At 63.3% G+C, this 18,299-nt stretch carries 16 protein-coding genes; 8 read left to right on the top strand and 8 right to left on the bottom strand.

Going from position 1 to position 18,299, the window contains the following annotated elements:
• Window positions 1–120 precede the first annotated feature (120 nt).
• Complete coding sequence (locus QX039_RS16280; RefSeq protein ID WP_315737739.1) at window positions 121–273, top strand: hypothetical protein; 153 nt, start codon at window positions 121–123, stop codon at window positions 271–273.
• A 94-nt stretch (window positions 274–367) separates the two neighbouring features.
• Here the strand turns inward: QX039_RS16280 and QX039_RS16275 are convergent, their stop codons facing one another.
• From QX039_RS16275 to QX039_RS16265, 3 genes are all read right to left on the bottom strand, one after another.
• On the bottom strand, window positions 368–1,180 hold the full coding sequence (locus QX039_RS16275) for a dienelactone hydrolase family protein (protein ID WP_409998846.1): 813 nt from the start codon (window positions 1,178–1,180) through the stop codon (window positions 368–370).
• 397 nt (window positions 1,181–1,577) lie between these two features.
• Window positions 1,578–2,093: a hypothetical protein gene (locus tag QX039_RS16270; RefSeq protein WP_315737492.1), complete on the bottom strand. Its 516-nt coding sequence runs from the start codon at window positions 2,091–2,093 to the stop codon at window positions 1,578–1,580.
• Between the two features lie 253 nt (window positions 2,094–2,346).
• A complete protein-coding gene (locus QX039_RS16265) occupies window positions 2,347–2,769 on the bottom strand; it encodes a hypothetical protein (protein ID WP_315737493.1) in 423 nt (140 codons plus the stop codon).
• Between the two features lie 402 nt (window positions 2,770–3,171).
• On the opposite strand from QX039_RS16265, the gene QX039_RS16260 reads away from it, so the two are divergent.
• On the top strand, window positions 3,172–4,152 hold the full coding sequence (locus QX039_RS16260) for a hypothetical protein (RefSeq protein ID WP_315737494.1): 981 nt from the start codon (window positions 3,172–3,174) through the stop codon (window positions 4,150–4,152).
• Between the two features lie 241 nt (window positions 4,153–4,393).
• On the opposite strand, the gene QX039_RS16255 is transcribed toward QX039_RS16260, so the two are convergent.
• The 3 genes from QX039_RS16255 to QX039_RS16245 form a co-directional block, all read right to left on the bottom strand.
• The gene (locus tag QX039_RS16255; protein WP_315737495.1) at window positions 4,394–5,305 is read right to left on the bottom strand and encodes a methyltransferase domain-containing protein; all 912 of its coding nucleotides are present in this window, start codon (window positions 5,303–5,305) and stop codon (window positions 4,394–4,396) included.
• A 445-nt stretch (window positions 5,306–5,750) separates the two neighbouring features.
• Window positions 5,751–6,377, bottom strand: a complete 627-nt coding sequence (locus QX039_RS16250; protein WP_315737496.1) for a transglutaminase-like cysteine peptidase — start codon at window positions 6,375–6,377, stop codon at window positions 5,751–5,753.
• Between the two features lie 334 nt (window positions 6,378–6,711).
• Window positions 6,712–7,326, bottom strand: coding sequence for a PilZ domain-containing protein (locus QX039_RS16245; RefSeq protein WP_315737497.1), 615 nt, complete (start codon window positions 7,324–7,326; stop codon window positions 6,712–6,714).
• A 183-nt stretch (window positions 7,327–7,509) separates the two neighbouring features.
• Here QX039_RS16245 and QX039_RS16240 point away from each other — a divergent pair, with 183 nt between their 5' ends.
• The 4 genes from QX039_RS16240 to QX039_RS16225 all read left to right on the top strand — a co-directional run bounded on the left by QX039_RS16240 (window position 7,510) and on the right by QX039_RS16225 (window position 14,395).
• On the top strand, window positions 7,510–8,493 hold the full coding sequence (locus QX039_RS16240; RefSeq protein ID WP_315737498.1) for an MBL fold metallo-hydrolase: 984 nt from the start codon (window positions 7,510–7,512) through the stop codon (window positions 8,491–8,493).
• A gap of 237 nt (window positions 8,494–8,730) precedes the next feature.
• Window positions 8,731–9,894, top strand: a complete 1,164-nt coding sequence (locus tag QX039_RS16235; protein WP_315737499.1) for a trypsin-like peptidase domain-containing protein — start codon at window positions 8,731–8,733, stop codon at window positions 9,892–9,894.
• 91 nt (window positions 9,895–9,985) lie between these two features.
• Window positions 9,986–11,260 (top strand): hypothetical protein, encoded by a 1,275-nt coding sequence (locus QX039_RS16230; protein ID WP_315771090.1) that lies wholly within the window; start codon window positions 9,986–9,988, stop codon window positions 11,258–11,260.
• Between the two features lie 3 nt (window positions 11,261–11,263).
• On the top strand, window positions 11,264–14,395 hold the full coding sequence (locus QX039_RS16225) for a tetratricopeptide repeat protein (protein ID WP_315771091.1): 3,132 nt from the start codon (window positions 11,264–11,266) through the stop codon (window positions 14,393–14,395).
• 64 nt (window positions 14,396–14,459) lie between these two features.
• Here the strand turns inward: QX039_RS16225 and QX039_RS16220 are convergent, their stop codons facing one another.
• Window positions 14,460–15,017: a PAS domain-containing protein gene (locus QX039_RS16220; protein WP_315737502.1), complete on the bottom strand. Its 558-nt coding sequence runs from the start codon at window positions 15,015–15,017 to the stop codon at window positions 14,460–14,462.
• Window positions 15,018–15,540: 523 nt separating this feature from the next.
• Between QX039_RS16220 and QX039_RS16215 the strand changes: the two genes are divergently transcribed.
• Window positions 15,541–16,338, top strand: a complete 798-nt coding sequence (locus QX039_RS16215; RefSeq protein ID WP_315771197.1) for a rhomboid family intramembrane serine protease — start codon at window positions 15,541–15,543, stop codon at window positions 16,336–16,338.
• A 276-nt stretch (window positions 16,339–16,614) separates the two neighbouring features.
• Entirely contained in the window at window positions 16,615–17,043 is a 429-nt protein-coding gene (locus tag QX039_RS16210; RefSeq protein ID WP_315737503.1) for a CBS domain-containing protein, read from the top strand.
• Here QX039_RS16210 and QX039_RS16205 read toward each other — a convergent pair.
• Window positions 17,030–18,064, bottom strand: coding sequence for a patatin-like phospholipase family protein (locus QX039_RS16205; protein ID WP_315737504.1), 1,035 nt, complete (start codon window positions 18,062–18,064; stop codon window positions 17,030–17,032). The genes QX039_RS16210 and QX039_RS16205 overlap by 14 nt on opposite strands.
• Window positions 18,065–18,299 lie beyond the last annotated feature (235 nt).

Raw genomic sequence — 18,299 nt, 5'->3', positions numbered from 1 at the left:
GAGGTGACCGGCCGATCCGGTCACTTCGCCTTAACGACATCTCGTCACCTTTTGTTGGCGCTCCGATCGGGGGCGCACAACGGAGAAGTAGCTGGCGCAACGCTTGCATGGGATCCAGGCATGATGAACACACTCACATCCCCTGAACTCACGTTGGTCTTCATGGGCGTCGTCGTCGGCCTGGGCGCAGCGCTGGTCTGGATGGCCTGGGAGCTCGAGCAGGGCGGCAGGCAGCTGGCGAAGATCCGTCGCGACGATCATCGCCTGCGCTAACCGCCGACAGCCCCGAGCCCGCATGAGCGCAAGCGACATGCGGGACGTCTTGCGGGGGCAGTCTTCCCCGGTTCGCTCGCCCGGGCGGCGGCCGTCAGCTCAGCACGCCATATTTCTTGAACCACGCCTGCATCTGCACCCAGCCGTCCTCGGCGGCGTCCTTGCGATAGCTGGGGCGATAATCGGCGTGGAAGCCGTGCGGCGCGCCGGGATAGATCTTGAACTCCGCGGTCTTCTTGTTGTCGGCGAGCGCGGCCTTCATGGCCTCGACGCTGGCGACGGGAATACCGGTGTCGGCCTCGCCGTAGAGGCCGAGGACGGGCGCCTTCATCTCGGGTGCAAGCTGCGTCGGGCTCTTCGGCCAGGCCGGATTGGGCGGATCGATCAGCGGGCCGTAGAACGCGACGCCCGCCTTCAGCACCGAACTATGCGCCGCATATTCCCACACGTTGCGGCCGCCGCGGCAGAAGCCGACGATGCCGAGGCGCGAGGTGTCGCCGCCCTGCGACTTGGCCCAGGCCACGGTCGCGTCGAGGTCCGACATCAGCTCCGCGTCGGGCTTGGCATTCACGATCGGCAGCAGGTCCTTGATCTCGGTGATCTTGGTGAGGTCGGTCCCGCTGCGGAAGTAGTAGTCCGGCGCCACGGCCAACGCGCCGAGCTTGGCGAGACGGCGGGTCACGTCCTTGATGTACTGATGCAGGCCGAAGATCTCCATCGCGACCAGCACGACGGGCGGGTTGCTGGCGCTGGCGGGGCGGGCGAAATAGGCCGGCATGTCGCGGTCGCCGACCTTGATCTTCGCATCTCCGGCATTCAGGCCATTGCTGTCGGTGGTGATGACCTCGGCCCGCACCGGGCCGGCAGCCAGCGTGTAGCCGGCCGTCACGGCAGCGGACGCGGTCATGAAGCCGCGGCGTGAGAAGGGGGCGACCGTGGTCAGCCCGATGACATCGGAGGTCAGTGCTGGATCGGCGGACATGGGGGCTCCTCTGCGTCTTGCGGGCGCATTGAGCCGAGAATTGGCTGGGAAAAGCAAGTCACCAGCCGGAGAGCCGCGGCAGTCGGGTCCGTTCCGGGCGGTCGAACGCGATCCCACAAAGAACAAGGCCGTCGGCGCAGTATGGCGCCAACGACCTTGCCAGCCCCGGATATTGAAATTGGCCCTGTGCCATCCTGAAATTGGCTCGCCATCCGGTGAAGGCAGGATGGCGTGACTCCAGGTTTCAATCTGTGAAGCACTTCACAGGGGCCCGGGAAAATTCGGCGGGAAATTCTACGAGCAGGTGTCAGGACCGGCCATATCAGGACCGGTTGCGGCGATGCCGATGGCCGCTGCGGCTGGCATGGGCGCGGGCGCGGATGCTGCGGTTGCGCGGGGCCGGCGCGGCCTGCTCCGAGCTCTGGGTGCTGGCGAAGGACTGGCGCAGGCCGTCGATGGAGTCCTTCAAGGTCGAGACCTGGTCCGAGAGCCGCTTGGTGTCGGCCTGCTGGGCGGCGAGCAGGCGGCGCATGCTCTGCATCTGCTCCTGCATCATCTGCAGCTGGTCGATCGATTCCTGCTGGGTGGCTTCCAGGCCCTTGGTCTTCTCCACCAATTGCTCGGACGCCTGCACAGTGCGCGCCTGCAATTGCCGCGTCACCGCGCCGCGCTCGGCTTCCGGCGCGCCCCCATGGGCACGCCACAACATGATGCCGCCGATGCCCGCGACGAGCACCACGAGCGTCGCGGCTGCGAGCGCGATCGGCTGGGCGCCCTTGACGGGGCTCGGGCTGAGCTTCTCGGGGTAGCGTCTGGTGTCGCGCGTCACCGGATTCATCACGAAACCACCCAAATTGAAAAAGCTTCGGATGCTCCTCCCGAAAACTGGGAGAGGCGAAAACTCGAGCAGAGAACGCTGTTCGCCCAGCCCACAAATCGAGCGTCTGACGGACGAACCAAGTCGTCAAGGTTTGATTAGGAAATCCGACAAAAGCGAGGCCTGCAAGTCCGAAAGCGCGCCGCCGCGCCATGCACCATGCCGGTTCCGTGCGGCGGTCGCGACCAGCCGAAAAATGCGGCGGGACAGATGCTTACTGCGTTGCGCTGCAGTTCCGGCAGATCGTGAGCTTCTGCTTGAGGCGGGCCTCGTCGGCGAGGTCGGCCGCCTGTTCCTCCTCCCAGCTCATCCGGCCCCGATAGCCGGAGCTCGACTGCGCGGACATCACGTCGACCCGCGAGTCGCCACGGCGCTTGGCGCCTTTGCGCGGCGTGCCGATGTCCGGCTCCGTCGCAATCTCGGTGTCGGCGTCGGAGGTGGCGACACGGCCGTCCCAGTCGGCCGCAGCGCTCGTCGGCTGCGCGGCAATCACGGCGGGCGCAGCGGCCATCGCCGGCGTGGCTGCAGGTGCGCCGGCCGAGGCCAGCGGTCCCGAGCAGCCGGTGCCGGACATGCAGCAGTTCGCCAGCGTCAGGGCCGCGGCCAGCAGGGTCGCGCTTCGCAGGATCATCATCATGCCGACAACCTAAACCCGACGGTCAAGGGAAAACAAGGTTGGCCGGCCATTGCCGCGCCCCGCCTGCGACATATCGTCAAAGCAAGGCCAAAAAAAGTTGCGCATCGAGACGGCCTTACGCGAGGCGATGACGTGCCTCCCACCGTCCGCGACCCACGGCACGACGCCGAACTACGAAGTCCGCGACCCCGCGCCGCGGGGCTTTTTTTGTTCCGGCAGCTCACCACGGCTTGTCGGAAACTCGGCTTAGATAAGTATAAAAATACCGCTATTGATTGCGTCAGACTCTGAATTCAATCTTAAGTCGATTTTTTTGCGCGTGACGGCCAACCATGTGGTATTTGCTAACCGTTGTTCCGGCCGGCAGGGGGCGCGTGCGTGCGTGATGGGCACAAACTTCGGTTGTTGATCTATATTGCCATGATCGTTGTATCGGGCTGCCTGGCGGCTCCGATCGCATATAGCGGCAGGGGGATCTCGATCGCGGGATGCAAGCCGGCGCCGGAGCCTGATCAGTTCATCAGCTACTGTAGTGCGCGCCGATTTGGAGACTTCGAGCATGCTGCGTTTTGGTTCGGGATCGAGCGCAGGGCGCTTGCCAACCTGAAGGCAGCCGATGTGGTCTTTACTGGGTCGAGCCGCACGATGTTTGCTTTCAGCACGGCCGAAGTGCGGTCGTATTTTGCCGCACGCGGTCTACGGCAGTTTAATCTCGGATTCGGCTATGAGGACCAGCAGACGTTCTTCTCTGCGCTTGCGGTGAAGCACCATCTGCGTCCGCGTGTGCTGGTGATTGGCGTCGATCCCTATTTCAACGATCGGGTAAGCGAGCCCGCCCTGGCCGCGCTGCATGATGGATGGGAGCTCGGGCGGGCTCTGGTCAAGAAGGGGGAGATGTGGGCCCAGCCAGCCCTATGCAATTTACGGTTTGTCGACTGCGAAATTGCGCCGACGGCCTTCAGATCCTCAGTGGATGGCTATTTTCGTTGGCGGGATGTGCTGATGGCGGATCGCCAGCGTCCGCGAGTTCGTCGGAGCCAGTTGCGGGACTTTCAGGTCAATGTGCCGCTCTCGGCGATCGAGGCAAACAACTTCTTGAAGCGAATTGGCATGCCTGCCGACTGTGTCGTCCTGGTCCCGATGCCGACGACCGAAATCTGGCCAAAGCCGGATCCGACCAAGCAACTCGCCGAGACGATCGGGGCGATGTATATCGATGCTGATACCGGCGACGATCTCACCTTCGTCGACGAGGCTCATCTGTCATTTGACAGCTCGAAGCGGTTCTCGTCGGAGTTTGTTCGCGCGTTCGACCGACTGCCGCAGACGTGCTTGAACAATGGTCCATTGCCGGCTCAAGCCTCCGTGCTTCCTGGCGGGTGATGGAGCTAGGACGGTCGAGATCGCCGCTGGCCTCTAACGGCGGACGCTTGCATCTGCTCTCAGCACGGCGTCGTGGAGAGATTCACGGTGACAGTCGATCGTGCCCGACGCGCGAGAGATCCTGGCCGCAGCCTTTGCCACGGCCTGGTCGATTGAAGGCGCGGCTGCGCCCGATGGCAGACACTGATGCCAGCTACGCTTCTCTGGCATCACAATTCGAGAAACGGTAGGCCACTTTTCGCTATGGCAGCCGGACGGGGGCGCGCGCGCTCCCACGCAGCAGAGCGTAGTTCTTCTGCAGCCAGCGGATAAGGCGGGGGCTCACCGTTCTGCCGAGTTCCGACTCAAGCGCCTCGATGCGATCCTGCAACTGGAGGAGGTCGCTGTAGCGAGCTCGCATCCTTTCGCTCAGTTGGCTGTGGGTCGTAGCGATCTCGAGCGAGGGGCGGAACGCCTGGTCGATCGTCTTCCGCAGGACGACGTGCAGATTGAGCTGGGGGACGCGATTGTTGTCGGCGAGATGGGCCGGCTCATTCAACATCGTATCGCCGCCGAGACAAGTGATGCCGAGAGCGTCGATCCGGTTTTCGCCCGCATGGGTGACTGCGAGGCACTCGATCTCGTAGCCGTTGGCCTGGGCAAGCTCCCGGAAGAAGAGCGGCGTGTAGCAGAAGTATCCGTGGTCGAGATAGCCGCTCGCTGGCAGCTGATGGTAGATCACGCCGCCGACCTTCATGGCGTCATGCATCACTTCGAAACAGTTCCACTGATTGACGATGTGCTCGGTGGTACCGAAGTTGAGAACCACGTCGAAATGGCCACGGAGCTGCGAAGGGAGTTCGTCGAAGTTGAGATCCAGGATGTTGGTGTTCTTCAGCCCGGGACAAACATCGATCGCCTCATATTCGATGTTTGCGAGATCCGTGATCTCGGAAAGCATCGTCGTTCTCTCGTCCGCTCTTGGCGTCGAGAAGTGGACGAGCCGATCAACGGTTATTGCGTCAGGACGCGGCTGTCCCAGGCGCTCGACGATTTCCGTGATCTGCTCGGCGCGTGCGAAATAGATGGTCTGCGGCCCGATATCGAGAATTCTGTTTTTGCTGCCGGTCAGATGTCCGTTCCGCTGCAAGTAGATCACGGCATCGAGGTTCATCCCCATAGCAATGCCCCGCGCTAAAGTGGAAGCACTCTAGCACCACAGTCTCAGCGCGATCAATCTTCGCGTGTTGATTTGGAACGCAGCTGATCTTGGATTGTATGGCGGGGCTGCAGCAGCCGCCAACTCCTCAAAAAACGAGTATACTGAAAGACTTGCGCCTCGCGTACGGGCTCGAGGAACTGCGCGATCAGGTCAGTCGGGCCTGGCCCGAGCGGCCGAAGTGACGGGTGGATCGGCGAGCGGGACCGGAACGGTGCTGCCAAGCCGTGGAATTCAAGCGGTTTTCGTGAATTTCGGCTGGCTCAAAAAAGTTGCGGCCAGGCCTTGGGGGAGGCCTGGCCGCGCGCGAACCGGTCTGGGACGGGGAGGGGTGGGGATGTGACCGGGTCGCGTAACTCGAATTCGTGTCTCGCCTCTCTGATCAGCGTTCGCGGACGCCTTAGCGTTCTCTTGCGCTGGCGGTGGCCACTGCCGGGCGACCGTCGCCGAGCGAGACCCAGACGTTGGGATCGCCCTGCGACTGCCGCTTGACGAAGCGGTAGCCGGTCTCGGTCCAGGCGACGACGCTCTCGTTCTGATTGTCGAGCACGTATTCGCCCTTGTCGGTCTTCACGGTGAGGACGGCGTGTCCTTCACCCTTCTTGTCGCGCACCACCGTGATCAGCAGCGCCTCGCGGGGCCAGCCGGCATCGATCAGCAGCTTGCGCTTCAGCAGCACGTAATCCTCGCAGTCGCCGTAGCCGTCCGTCGGCAACGACCATTTCTCGACCACGCCCCAATGGTCCATGTCGGTGATGGGCTTGACGTTCTCGTTGACCCAGCGATTGACCTTTAGCAGATCGCGCCAGGCGGTCTGGGACAGCACGATGTCGCGGGGCTGCGACGCGCCGCCGCGGCATTCCTCGGGCGTCTCGGTGCAGAACTCGACCCAGCCGATCGGCGCCCGTGCGGTGTCGCCAAGGCTCGCATAGAGCACCCGGTCATCGCCGGCATGCGCCATCCCGCCCATCGCCATCAGGAAGGCTGCGACCGCCCACCCTTTTGCCTGTCCCGTCCGCTTGACCATTTTTGGCCCCCCGTTTTCGTTGGGACCATGTGTCTCATAAAGATTTTTCGCTGCCGCTAAATCGCCACGATGGATTTGACGCAAATCCAAGTAAAACAAAGGGCTTATTCGACTTTCACTTGAATCGAACTTAGCTAAAATTTGAATCGTTCGGGGTTGAATCGAATGCGCGGCATTAAGCCGGGAACCGCTGCCGTTGCAGGGTCTGCCGCGCTTTGCCCGCCAGCCATTAACCGCGCCAGACCACCTGTGCGCTGGCCGAACGCCACACGGCGCCCGCGGTGGCGGACGCCGTGTGCTCCGTGAAGTTGCGGGATTTCAGAGGCTTGCGGCTTTACCGCGCGGTAACGCTGTCTTCGAGCGTTTCGGCGATCTGGGCGTGCAGGAACTCGATCGCGAAGCCGCCTTCGAGATTTCGCACCACGCGCGCCTGCACGCGGCCGAGCATGACCTGCGATTTCAGCGGCGGCCGGGTCTCGGCCGCGATCGCCGCGCCCGACAGCGACATGTCGATGATGCGGCAGGTCATCTTGGTGCCGTCCTCGAGCGTCAGCACCGCGATCGGGTTGCGCGGAATGATACGGTCGTGGCGGCGATCCTCCGGCAGGTTGAGGATGTCGCGGTTGGCGAGCCAGGTCAGCTGCGCGGCGAGCTTGTCGCGCTTGCGCGCGGTGGCGCCGATCGTCATCGCAAAACCGTTGTCGATGATGCGGGTGATCTTGCCTTCGACGCGGCCGATATGGTCGAGATAGGCGATCACGCGGTCGCCGACATTGCCGATGCCCGGCGCGAGCAGCGCGAGGCCGCCCGGCGACATGTTGATCACCTGGCAGGGAAACTCACGGCGGTCCGGCAGCATGTAGCGGCCGAGCAGGTGGACCTTGACCCGCTGGAAACGGCGGCGCTCCTCGGCGGCCGGAAGAGAGAGTTTTTTGTTCGGCAACGCCATGTTTCGCCACTCAAAGCCGGCTCTTAGCGTGCCGGATGATCCAGTGTTGAAACTAAGTCCTGCACGGTTAATTCAGCGTTACGTTGTGCTCCTGCAGCACGCTGCCACGGCCTTTGACGAGCTGATAGAATGGGCAGGCGCGGCATCGCGCCAATGACACCAGTGAAGACGGGAGAGACGTTCATGCGGAGTTGGTTGGGAGCCGTGGCAGTCGTGGTCTGCGCAGCGGTTGGATCGTCGCCGGCCGCGGCGGCCGAGATGAAGGTGACCCTGCTCGGGACGGGCACGCCGACGCCGCGCCTGTCGAGCTTCAGCGCCTCCACCCTGATCGAGGCCGGGCCGGAGCGGCTGCTGTTCGACCTCGGACGCGGCTCCACGATCCGCCTGTTCCAGAAGAACATCCCGCTCGGCAGCGTCACCGCGCATTTCCTCACCCATCTGCATTCCGATCACGTGGTGGGGCTGCCGGACATGTGGCTGAGCGGATGGATCGGCACGCCCTGGGCCTCGCGCAAGGGGCCGATGGTCGTGTTCGGACCGAAGGGAACAGTGGCGATGACGGAGAATCTCACCAAAGCCTTCTCCGAGGACATCCGCATCCGCATCGATGACGAGCACTATCCGCCCGAAGGCGTCGCCTTCGCCGCGGCCGATATCGGGCCGGGCGTCGTCTACGAGCGTAACGGCGTCAGGGTCAGCGCCATCGAGGTCAATCACGGCGAGAAGATCAAGCCGGCGCTCGGCTATGTCGTCGAGTTCGACGGCAAGAAGGTCGTGCTGTCCGGAGACACCAAGCCCGATCCGCGGGTGGAGAAGGCGGCGAAGGGGGCCGATCTTCTGATCCATGAGGTCGCCGTCATCGATCCGGAGCTGCTGAAATCCTACCCGAACTACCGCGCCATCGAGGACCACCACACCTCGCCCGAGGAGGCCGGCAGGATCTTCAGCGAGGCGAAGCCGAAGCTCGCAGTCTACTCGCACATCGTGTTTGCGACCGTGAAGCCGGTCCAGGACGTGCCGGAGGATGCGCTGGTCGCGCGCACGCGCACGGCCTATCAGGGCCCGCTTGTCGTCGGGCGCGATCTTACTTCGTTCGTCATCTCGGATCATGTCGCCGCGTTCGCTCCCGACGGCAGTCTGCTCACCCCGCTGACCGGCTCGCGGTGAGGCGCGGGACGTAGCCCCGATCGCGTGGCCCGCATGTGATGCGACCACAGGTCGTCGCGACAAGATCCACACTCTCCAGACCGGATCTGGCGGCCTCCCGTCCCTCCGGTGACTTCAGCGGGAGGTTACATACCGTAAACAATGCTCTTGAAAGTAGAGCTTGAGCGCAGCACATTGTTCTGTGGAGCAATGAGGGGCACCGAGACGACGAGCCCATCGGCTTCAACGAGACGTCGTGTGCCGATCGTCGGCCGGGCGGGCACCTCAGTTCGCGCAGGATCTGGTGCGATGATACCGGGCATCGATTTCGGCGAGTTCCAGGAAGCGCTTGTCGCAGCGTTCAATCCTAGAGAATTGGAGATGATGGTCCGCGTTCGATTAAACGAACGGCTGGAAGACATTGTTACACCCGGTCCGAACAACTACGTGGCGTTTCAACTGATCGACTGGGCGGAGCGAAAGGGCGCGACGATCGTCGTCGATTTGGCTCGCGCTGCGTATCTTACGAAGCCTGACCACGAGAAGATACGACGCCTTTACGAGAAATTCGGCATGGCGCCGACGATGTCGGTACAGAACGCGGGCAAGTCCGTCACCGCGGCACCCGAGCGTGCCACCGCAAGCGGCCTCGAAGCGATCGTGCGTCCGCGACTTAAGACCTTCGATATGGGCGTGTGGCGGGGATGCATGGCACAGATCGAGGGCCAAGTTTGCCGCATTGAGTTTGACGGCAACGCGATGGGGACCGGCTTCTTGATCGGACCGGATCTCATCCTGACCAACTATCACGTGCTCGAGTCCGCGATCGAGGGGACGGCACGTCCGGCCGCGATCGCCTGCCATTTTGATTACAAGGTTCTCACCGATGGCTCGCGCTCGGAAGGAGTTGTCGTGCCGCTGCACGATTCAGATTGGCGCATCGACTTCGCGCGTTACAGCCAGGCCGAGGCCGAAGGTCAGCCGGACCGAGATCTTCCAGCGGTCGACGAACTCGATTTCGTACTCGCCCGCTTGGCGCGATCCATCGGCAACGAACCGATCGACAAGAACGCCGGCTCCGGTGCCCCGCGACGGCGCTGGATCGCAATGCCCAAGACACAGCCGCCACTTGAGATCGACATGCCGCTGCTGATAGCCCAACATCCGGACGGGAGCCCTTTGAAGCTCGCCGTGGACACGCAAGCTGTGCTCGGCGTGAACGGCAACGGCACACGGGTTCGCTATGCCACTAACAGCGACCGAGGCTCATCGGGGTCCCCGTGCTTCAATATGGAATGGTCGCTGGTTGCGATGCATCACATGGGCGACCCTGCCTGGGGCTCGCCGAAATTCAATCAGGGCATTCCGATTGGAATGATCCGCCAGCGGCTTGCAGGCAAGATCGAGTTCGAGGCGCCATGATGCGCTGGGTCCGCTTCGCTTCAAGTGAAAGGGCGTAGAGGCCATGGTCGAGACAGACGCTGCCGGCTCCGCGAAAGGGGCGGACTCTCTCTTGGACAAGAAGCTGCTCCATGGCATCTGCGATGCGTTCAACATGAACGATCTGAAGATCCTGGTTCGCACGACGATGGGCAAAGTCGTTTTCAATCGACTGTCCTGGGATCAGCCGAAACCGAACATCGTCCTCGATCTCCTGGATATGGTCGAAGGGGACGGCCGGCTTCTCGACCTGCTCAATGGCATCAAGAACTGGGAGGATCAACAGTCCAACGAGGCCCTTCAGAGGGTTGTCGACGAGCACCTCGATCGCATTTCCACCCCGGCCAGCGTCAAGACACTCAACACCGGGATCAATAGCCTGCGTCGGGAAGTCGAGGAGGACGCCGGGATACGCTCCGTCGTCGCCGCCTCGCGCAAAACGCTCGACCAGGTCAGCAGCAGAATCGACGCTCTTTTTCATTACAAGGAGCTGCACGATTGCCTGCACGACATCCAATTGCGACATTACCGCGAGATCATCGATTGTGCCAAGGAACTGGGGCGCGATCCGCAAGCATCGTTCGGGCTCCAACAACACGTCATCGACCTCGCGAAAATCTGCAGCCGCGTGCGCGAGGCGGCCGAACTGCTCCCGGAGGTCGGCGCCGATAGGACGCATGTGCGGGGCTGGATAGAGGAGCTCGAATCGGCGATTCCGAAATTGCGGAAGGCCGTTCGCGACGAGGATACGCACGATGTGATCACTGCGGTGTTCCCGTTTCGGAGCGTGATCGTCTCCGAACAGAGCAGGGTCAATGCATCGCTCAACCGATATGCCGAAGAACTCCCGTTGCGAGAGCTGAGCGAAATCCTCGCCAATGCTGTCGCCGCCAAGCCGGCAGGGGATGCGTCGGCTGCCGACCTTCAAGAGGCGATCGCATCTTTGAGGAACATCAAGTCGCAACTGAGTAGCCGGGTTGCGGAACACGACAAATGGCAGAGAATCGAGAAGGATTTCTGGGAGGCCGAAGACAACATCGAAAAGAACACACCGGAATCGCTCGACCTGTTCAAGGAATTCTGGCCGGCGATCAAGTCGCGCGTCGACGAGATCGCATCCACGCAGGCTGAAGCGGACTGGGCGAAGGATGCGAAGGAGTACGCCAGCCGGGTCGACGAGACGATCGCCAGCCACGTTACCAATTTCGGCACGCTGCGCAGAAATTTCAAACTATTCCGCGATACGGCGCTTCTTCACTTCTTCAATGTCGATCGAGATCTCAAGGCGCAGTGTGGAGACATCCTGAAGATCCGTGAGCCTTTGCGAGAACTGTCTGACAAGGTGTGAGTCATGTCGAAAGATCACCAAGTTGCGCCGGAAGCCTCAGGACCGGTGCCGTCAACATTCACCTCGCTAACCGAATTGCGCGCCGAACACATCGCGTTGATGCGCGCGGCCCGCGATCGAGAGAACGACCAAGATCTGCTTGCCGACGTCCATAAGTTCGTCGATCGGGCGCAGGCGGCGGGACGATGGATAGATTCGCCGGCCGACCGCGAGGCTGCCCAGAACATCATTACCTACTGGACGTCGTATCAGTTTTCGGCCGGCGATCGGGAGGCTCTCTCTGCCACGCTGCCCGCCCTCGCCCCCTTCGACCCATCGCACGCCCCGGACCTCACCAGCGCCGCTAATCCCTACATAGGGTTGAACCCGTTCGATGAAGGCGACGCAGGGCGCTTTTTCGGGCGCGAGGAGGCTGTCCGAAGACTTCTGGAGCAGCTTCGCGAACAGCGAACAGTGCTCGTCACCGGCCCGATGGGAAGCGGCAAGACATCGATTGTAATGGCCGGCGCCATCCCAAGGATGAAGTCGCAGATTGCCGGGGAAGGCAAGAGCCCGCTCGTTCTGGTCGTAGTTCCGAGAGCAGATCCGTTCGCCGCGTTGCTCACGAGCATATATGAGGCGGCTGCCAATCCCGCATTACCCAAACTCGAAACATGGATCACCGAGCAGAAGCAGAAGCTCGAACGTTCGCCAGAGCTTTTTGGCGCCTTGCTCGACGGCGTATTTCCGGGGCGCCCCGTTATCATGGTTGTCGATCAGCTCGAGCAGATCTTTACGATCTGCTCGGACGAGAAGACGAGGGAGGGCTTTGTTCAGGCACTGGTCGGAGCGCGTGGCCAGCCGGACCGGACCATCCTCATTATCGAGGAGCGGTACCAGCAACCGGCGCTTCAGCTCGCCGCGCTCAAGTCACTCGGGGAGAACCCGGCCGCGCGCTTCTCGCTTGCGCCGCCCAACGTTGCCGAAGTGCAGCACATCATCGAGAGCGCGGCCACCACGGTCGGGCTCAAGTTCGACGAGGGAATCGTCGAGGACCTCGCCAAGAGTGTTGCCGGCGATGCGGGCGCGCTGGCCATGCTGCAATTTGCCCTTGGAAGGCTGTGGGACCAGCGCGAGCGTAACCGCATCACCTGGGAAGCCTATCATAAGGTGGGCAAGCCGCGAGACGCTCTGATCCGTACGGCAGAAGCGATTTACGCCGGTCTGACGTCTGACGACCAGGCGGCCGCGAGGTGCGTCTTCCTGCAACTGGTGCAGCCCGATGTGGAGGGGTTCATCCGCCGCCGAGTGCGGCGGGACGTTCTGGTGCAGATCGCGCCTGCCGGTCGCGTCGACCATGTTCTGGAGCGATATGTGGATGCCGAGCTCATCCGGCGTAGTCCAGGCGTCGGCTGGGACGACGATCGCTTCGATCTGGCCCACAGCGCGCTGATCGACGGCTGGCCGCGATTGCGCGACTGGCTGCAGGACGAGCGGAACCGCTCCAAGGCGAAGCTGCAGCTCATCGCGACGGCGCAGCGCTGGCAGGCATCCGGCTTCGACGCCGGTTATCTGCTCTCCGGCGCCGCTCTGGACGACGCGGCGTCCTACATGGAGGGCGCGCCGGAGCTCAAGGAGCTCGTGGCGGCCAGTCGGGCCCACAACGAGCTGCAGGCGCGACGATATTCCCGCGCCAGGAACGCGGCGCTGATTGTCATGGCGACCTTGCTCGTTTTTGCGGTGTGGGAATGGCGAAAGGCGGATTTGGAGGAGCAATCCGCGCTGCGGAGCGCGAAAAGTGCATTTTCCGTCGTCGGGAGCGTGCTCGATGTAATTCAGGATCAGCTCAATACCGGCGCAATCCAGGTTTCGAGTGCTGAACGGCTGCTGCGCGGCGCCGAGAAGATCTTCGGTGCCGTCGAGAATCGGCCGGAAGTCATGGAGTATCGCGCCAAGCTGCTGACGAAGTTCTCGGATGTGTACCTGCTGGTTGGAGCACATGACGCTGCCTTAACACAAATCGAAGAGGCCAAAGACCTCGCTGACCAGCTCCTCGAGAACGACGCCGAGAACGACGAGTGGAAGAAGCTGCGTTATGAGGTTGCGTTCCGACTCGGAGACGCCTTCGAGGGCCGTGACCTGAAGCGATCCGCAGCGGAACTTGATTACGCGCTACGGATTGCGCAGCGGCTGGCTGACAGGAACCCCGCGGACGGCGCAGCGCGCCCAAGAATCGCATTCGTCGAGAACAAGATTGCGGACAGCCTCCTGAATACGGACTGGAAGGGGGCTCTGGATTGGTACCGGAAATCCCTTGCGATTGGCACCGCTCTCCTGGCTCAGGACCCGAACGATCCGGATGCCCAGAAGGCCGTGGCGGATGCTCGGACCCGGATCGGCGATGTCCTTGCTGCGCACGATCGTCCGAAGGAAGCTTTGGCGGAATACGAGCAGGCAATGACGATACGGGAAGCCCTGGTCCGCAGGGAGCCGAAAAACAACATCTATCGATCCAATTTGTCGAGGATCTACGAGCAGATCGGCCGAGTGCACAGGATGCAAGACCAGCTCGACGACGCACTGAAGTACTTCCAGATGGCAGTCGACCTCTCAGCCGGCCTCGCCCGCGACGATCCCGACAAGGTCGACTGGAAAATTCGCCTCGCCCGGCAATACGTCATCATCGGCGATTCGGTGGCAGAGCAGGACCCGGCGGGCGCGATTGAAAGATACCGCAGTGCTCTGGCAATTCGCGAGGAGATCACCGCAAAGGACCTCAATAAAGTGGCATGGACGCGCGACGTAGCCGACACGCACGATAGGCTTGGGGGCGCCTGGCGAAGGCAGCACGACTTCGTAAACGCGCTCAAGGAATATGATGCCGGTCTGCAAATCCGGCTGCAGCTCGCGGGAAGGTTTCCCGACGATAGCAGGCGTCAACTTGAGCTGGCGGAAGGCTACGAGCGCATCGGTGACGCCGCGCGCGAGCAGAGCGAGCCGGGAAAAGATGACCGCTCCCTGCAAGACGCCGTCGACGCCTATCGCAAGGGCCTCGTCGTCGTCAACGCACTCATAGCCAAAGACCCGAAGAGCGGGGCAGAGAAGGTGCGCGAAAGGTTCCAGGCGAAACTCTCGGCCCTTACAACAATCCGCTAGCGGTCACGCAATTGGAGGATTTGCGGTTGCTTCTGCACAGAAGTCCTAACTACGCGCGCCGCGGTCAGCGCAGGCCCTCATACACCATCAAGCCGCGGGCGAGCGCGAGCTTGCGCAGCGCGCGCGGCACGATCGGCTCGGCCGGCGGATGGATGTAGCGCCATGACACCATCTCCAGCGGTCCGAGCGCGCCTCGCGGCGTCTCGAACGGGGCGAGCAGGCCGGTCAGGCTGATCGGCTCGTGCGCGCGCGTCGCGAACGGCAGCAGCAGCAGCTCGAAATGCGCCGTCGTGCGATCCGGTCCCTGCGCCTTGACGCCGGCGATCGCCGGCAGCGTCTCCTCGCACACGACCATCGTGATCTCTTCGATCTCGCGGCGGCTGGCGGGCGCGAACTGCGCCGGGAAGCTCCTGTCCTTGACGTCGCCGCCGAGCAGGGCGCACAGCCGCGTGCCGGCCATGCGGAACGGAAAGCCGCTGTCGGCGTCGCAGGACAAGACGAAGATGTCGCCGAGCAGCTCGCGCACGGCCGACGGCTCGAAGTCGCAGCGCTCTGGCGCCTTGGCATGGCCGCGCCTGTCGTTCCAATAGGCGAAGAGCTCGCGATTGGACGGATGTTTCATCTCGGTGATCCCTCGCGCCCTCGACGTCACGGAGGACATTGCTGTCCCGCTTTCGTCCAGGCGCCTCCCTGGTTTGTTTTCGCAGGAGGGGCGGTGCAGCGTCCATGCCGATGGTGCGATCGTGCCGGCTTTCCCCCGGCCTTCCGCGCGTTAAGGTTAAATTAACGATGAGCTTGGCGGCCGCCGAGCGATCGTTAACAATGCGTTCATCAGATCGCGGCCGGACGGTGGAAGGTCCGCCGCGATACGGTGAGGTACACGCAGGCGGCGTCAAACAAGTCTGGTCGTCGCGACGGGGCGGGGTGGGGAAAACAACCTCGGGCGCTCCGGACGCGGCAAAGGCCGGCAAGTCTCGGAGGGAGGGTTTTCTCAGGACCCTCCCTCGTTCTTTTTGCGGATCCGCCGCCCTTTCTCCACCGCTGCCACCGCGCCGCACATCAACTCTGCCGCCGTGCGCTTGCACAGGCAGGCCAAAGCCGCCTATCTGACGGATCTGTTCCTCTCGTCGAAGGCGTGCGTTCCGTTGGATTCCTCCTCGTCAGACCTCACGCAGGATCCGCCGCTCCAGCAGGCGCGGGAGCCGATCCTCAATCTGCCGGGCGCACTGACCGCCTACATCCTGCTGATCGCGGTGATCCATCTGCGCGTGCTGTTGCCGGACGAGTGGAACGGCTGGATCATCGACCTGTTCGCCTTCGTCCCGAAACGATACGACCAGACCCTGATGGACGGGGCGTTTCCCGGCGGCACGCCGGCCAAGATCTGGACCTTCGTCAGCTATTCGCTGCTGCACGCCAATCTGGCGCATATCGGCTTCAACGTGCTGTGGCTGCTGCCATTCGGCAGCGCGCTCGCGCGCCGCTTCGGGGCGGCCCGGTTCTATCTGTTCATGGCGGTGACGGCGGCGGCCGGTGCGCTGGCGCATCTGCTCACCCACGAGCACGCGCTGGCGCCGATGATCGGCGCCTCGGCCTCGGTGTCCGGCACCATGGCGGCCGCGATGCGCTTTGCCTTCGTGAGCGGCAGCTTCCTGTCGTTCACTCGCGGCGATGCCGAGGCGGCGGCCAGGGTTCCGGCGTTGTCGCTGTCGCGTTCGCTGCGCAATCCGCGCGTCCTCGGCTTTCTGGCAGTGTGGTTCGGCGTCAACATCGTGTTCGGCATCGGCGGCATCACGCCCGGCGCCGAGGGCGCCGACGTCGCCTGGCAGGCTCATATCGGCGGCTTCATCGCCGGCCTGATCCTGTTTGCGCTGTTCGATCCCACCCCGCATGTGCGCGACGATGCTGCGCCTGCGTTACCGTCCGACGTGGTCGACCGTTAGTTGCCGCAATCCTGCGCTTGCGAGCGCGGGTGATTTCATTCATCATTTGCGTCCACTGCAACCGGAGCACGATTCCGGATGAACGAAAGCAGGCCATTTTGTGCCGCGCAGGCCAGCCTGCCGAGTGCAATGCAACCAAAGCGTGATCGGGAGGATTGGATCCGTTGCGTTGCCAGACTGTTGATTGAAGACTCGCTTGACTGACGATCGCTGGAAGCATCGGCCGCAACGACGCCTCGCTCAAGAAGGCACACCGGCCCCTGAAGGAGACGAGCAATGACAGTACGTGCGATCCTCGACATCAAGGGCCATCAGGTCGAGAGCGTCGAGTCCCAGACCACACTCGCCGAAGCCGCCAAGCGGCTCGCTGACCGCAAGATCGGCGCTGTGCTGGTGATGTCGGGCTCCCGGATGGAGGGCATCCTATCCGAGCGCGACATCGTCCGCGCGCTCGGCGAGCGCGGCGCCTCGGCGCTGACCGAGCCGGTGTCGAACGTGATGACGCGGCGGGTGGTGAGCTGCAAGCCGGCGGATACCGTCGCCTCGATCATGGAAGTGATGACGAACGGCAAGTTCCGCCATCTGCCGGTGATCGAGGGCGGCGTCGTCGTCGGCCTGATCTCGATCGGCGACGTCGTGAAGTGGCGCGTCCAGGAATACGAGACCGAGCAGGAAGCCCTGCGTCAGTACATCAAGACGGCGTAGTCGTCGCTCCGCCGCCGGTCGGCGTCACCGCGCCGGTCGCCTGGCCGATGGTCTCCTGGATCGAATCCAGCGCACGTTCGGCCGCCCTGGTGCCGAACGCGATGAGGTCGGCCGCGCGGTGGAAGTCGAACCAGCCGATCTGGCCGACGCGCGGCGAGATCAGAAGGTCCGGCGGATCGCCGGCGAGACGTGCGCGGGTGATGCGGTCCTGCATGATGTTGAAGGCATCGACCATCACCGATGAGATGCCCGGCCGGCCGCCGCCGCCGAAGAACTGCCGCTTCACCGCGCGCTCCGGCGAGAACAGCCTGCCGAAGCGGCGCTTGGGCGGCGCGCTCTCCATCACCGTCTCCGGCACCTCGACCGGCTGGCCATGCGAGTAGATCGTCGTCGAATGCGTGAACACGTCGCTGGACAGGTTGGCGGCGATCACGATCTCGGCGCCGAGCGCGCGCGCCGCCGACACCGGCACCGGGTTCACCATGGCGCCGTCGACCAGCCAGCGGTCGCCGATCAGGACCGGCGCGAAGATGCCGGGCAGGGCGTAGGAGGCGCGCATCGCATCGACCAGGCTGCCATGGGTCAGCCAGATCTCGTGACCGGTGCGGATTTCGGTCGCTACGGTTGCGACCTTCATCGGCAGCTCCTCGATGGTGACGCGGCCGAGCGAGGCTTCGAGCTGGGCGGCGAGCTTCTCGCCGCCGATCAGGCCGGAGCCGTTGAGGCGGATGTCGAGATAGCCGAGGATGTTGCGCATCTGCAGGCTGCGCGCCCATTCCTCCAGGGTATCGAGCTGGCCGGCCGCATAGGCACCGCCGACCACGGCCCCGATCGAGGTGCCGACCACGACGTCGGGCACGATGCCGTGCGCCATCAGGGTTCGGAGCACGCCGATATGGGCAAAGCCGCGCGCCGCACCGCCGCCGAGTGCCAAGCCGATGACCGGCTTGCGGATCGTCCCAAGACCGACATCGGAACCTTCGGTTCCGCTCGCACGGCGTCCTTTCAGAATATCCAGCACCGAGATCTCCACGCCTACGCATACTGTGTGCAATGAGTCGGCAACGGACTCATGACGCATGACAGTCTAGCACCAGCCTACCAGAAGCATCCTTTATGCCGGGTCGACGGAAGCATCGGATGCCGCTGATGTGAACGCTCTCCTGGACGGAACTGCGCGCTCCGGCCGCTCACCGCCGGAGAATGCGACCAAGTCGCGCGCCGCTCATGCGGTTCCTCGGGGACAGTTGAGTAGA

Source organism: Bradyrhizobium sp. SZCCHNR1043 (genome assembly GCF_032489675.1).
Taxonomy (GTDB): Bacteria; Pseudomonadota; Alphaproteobacteria; order Rhizobiales; family Xanthobacteraceae; genus Bradyrhizobium.
The sequence above is the reverse complement of the archived record's forward strand: the minus strand, read 5'-3'. Positions and strand labels throughout refer to the sequence as shown.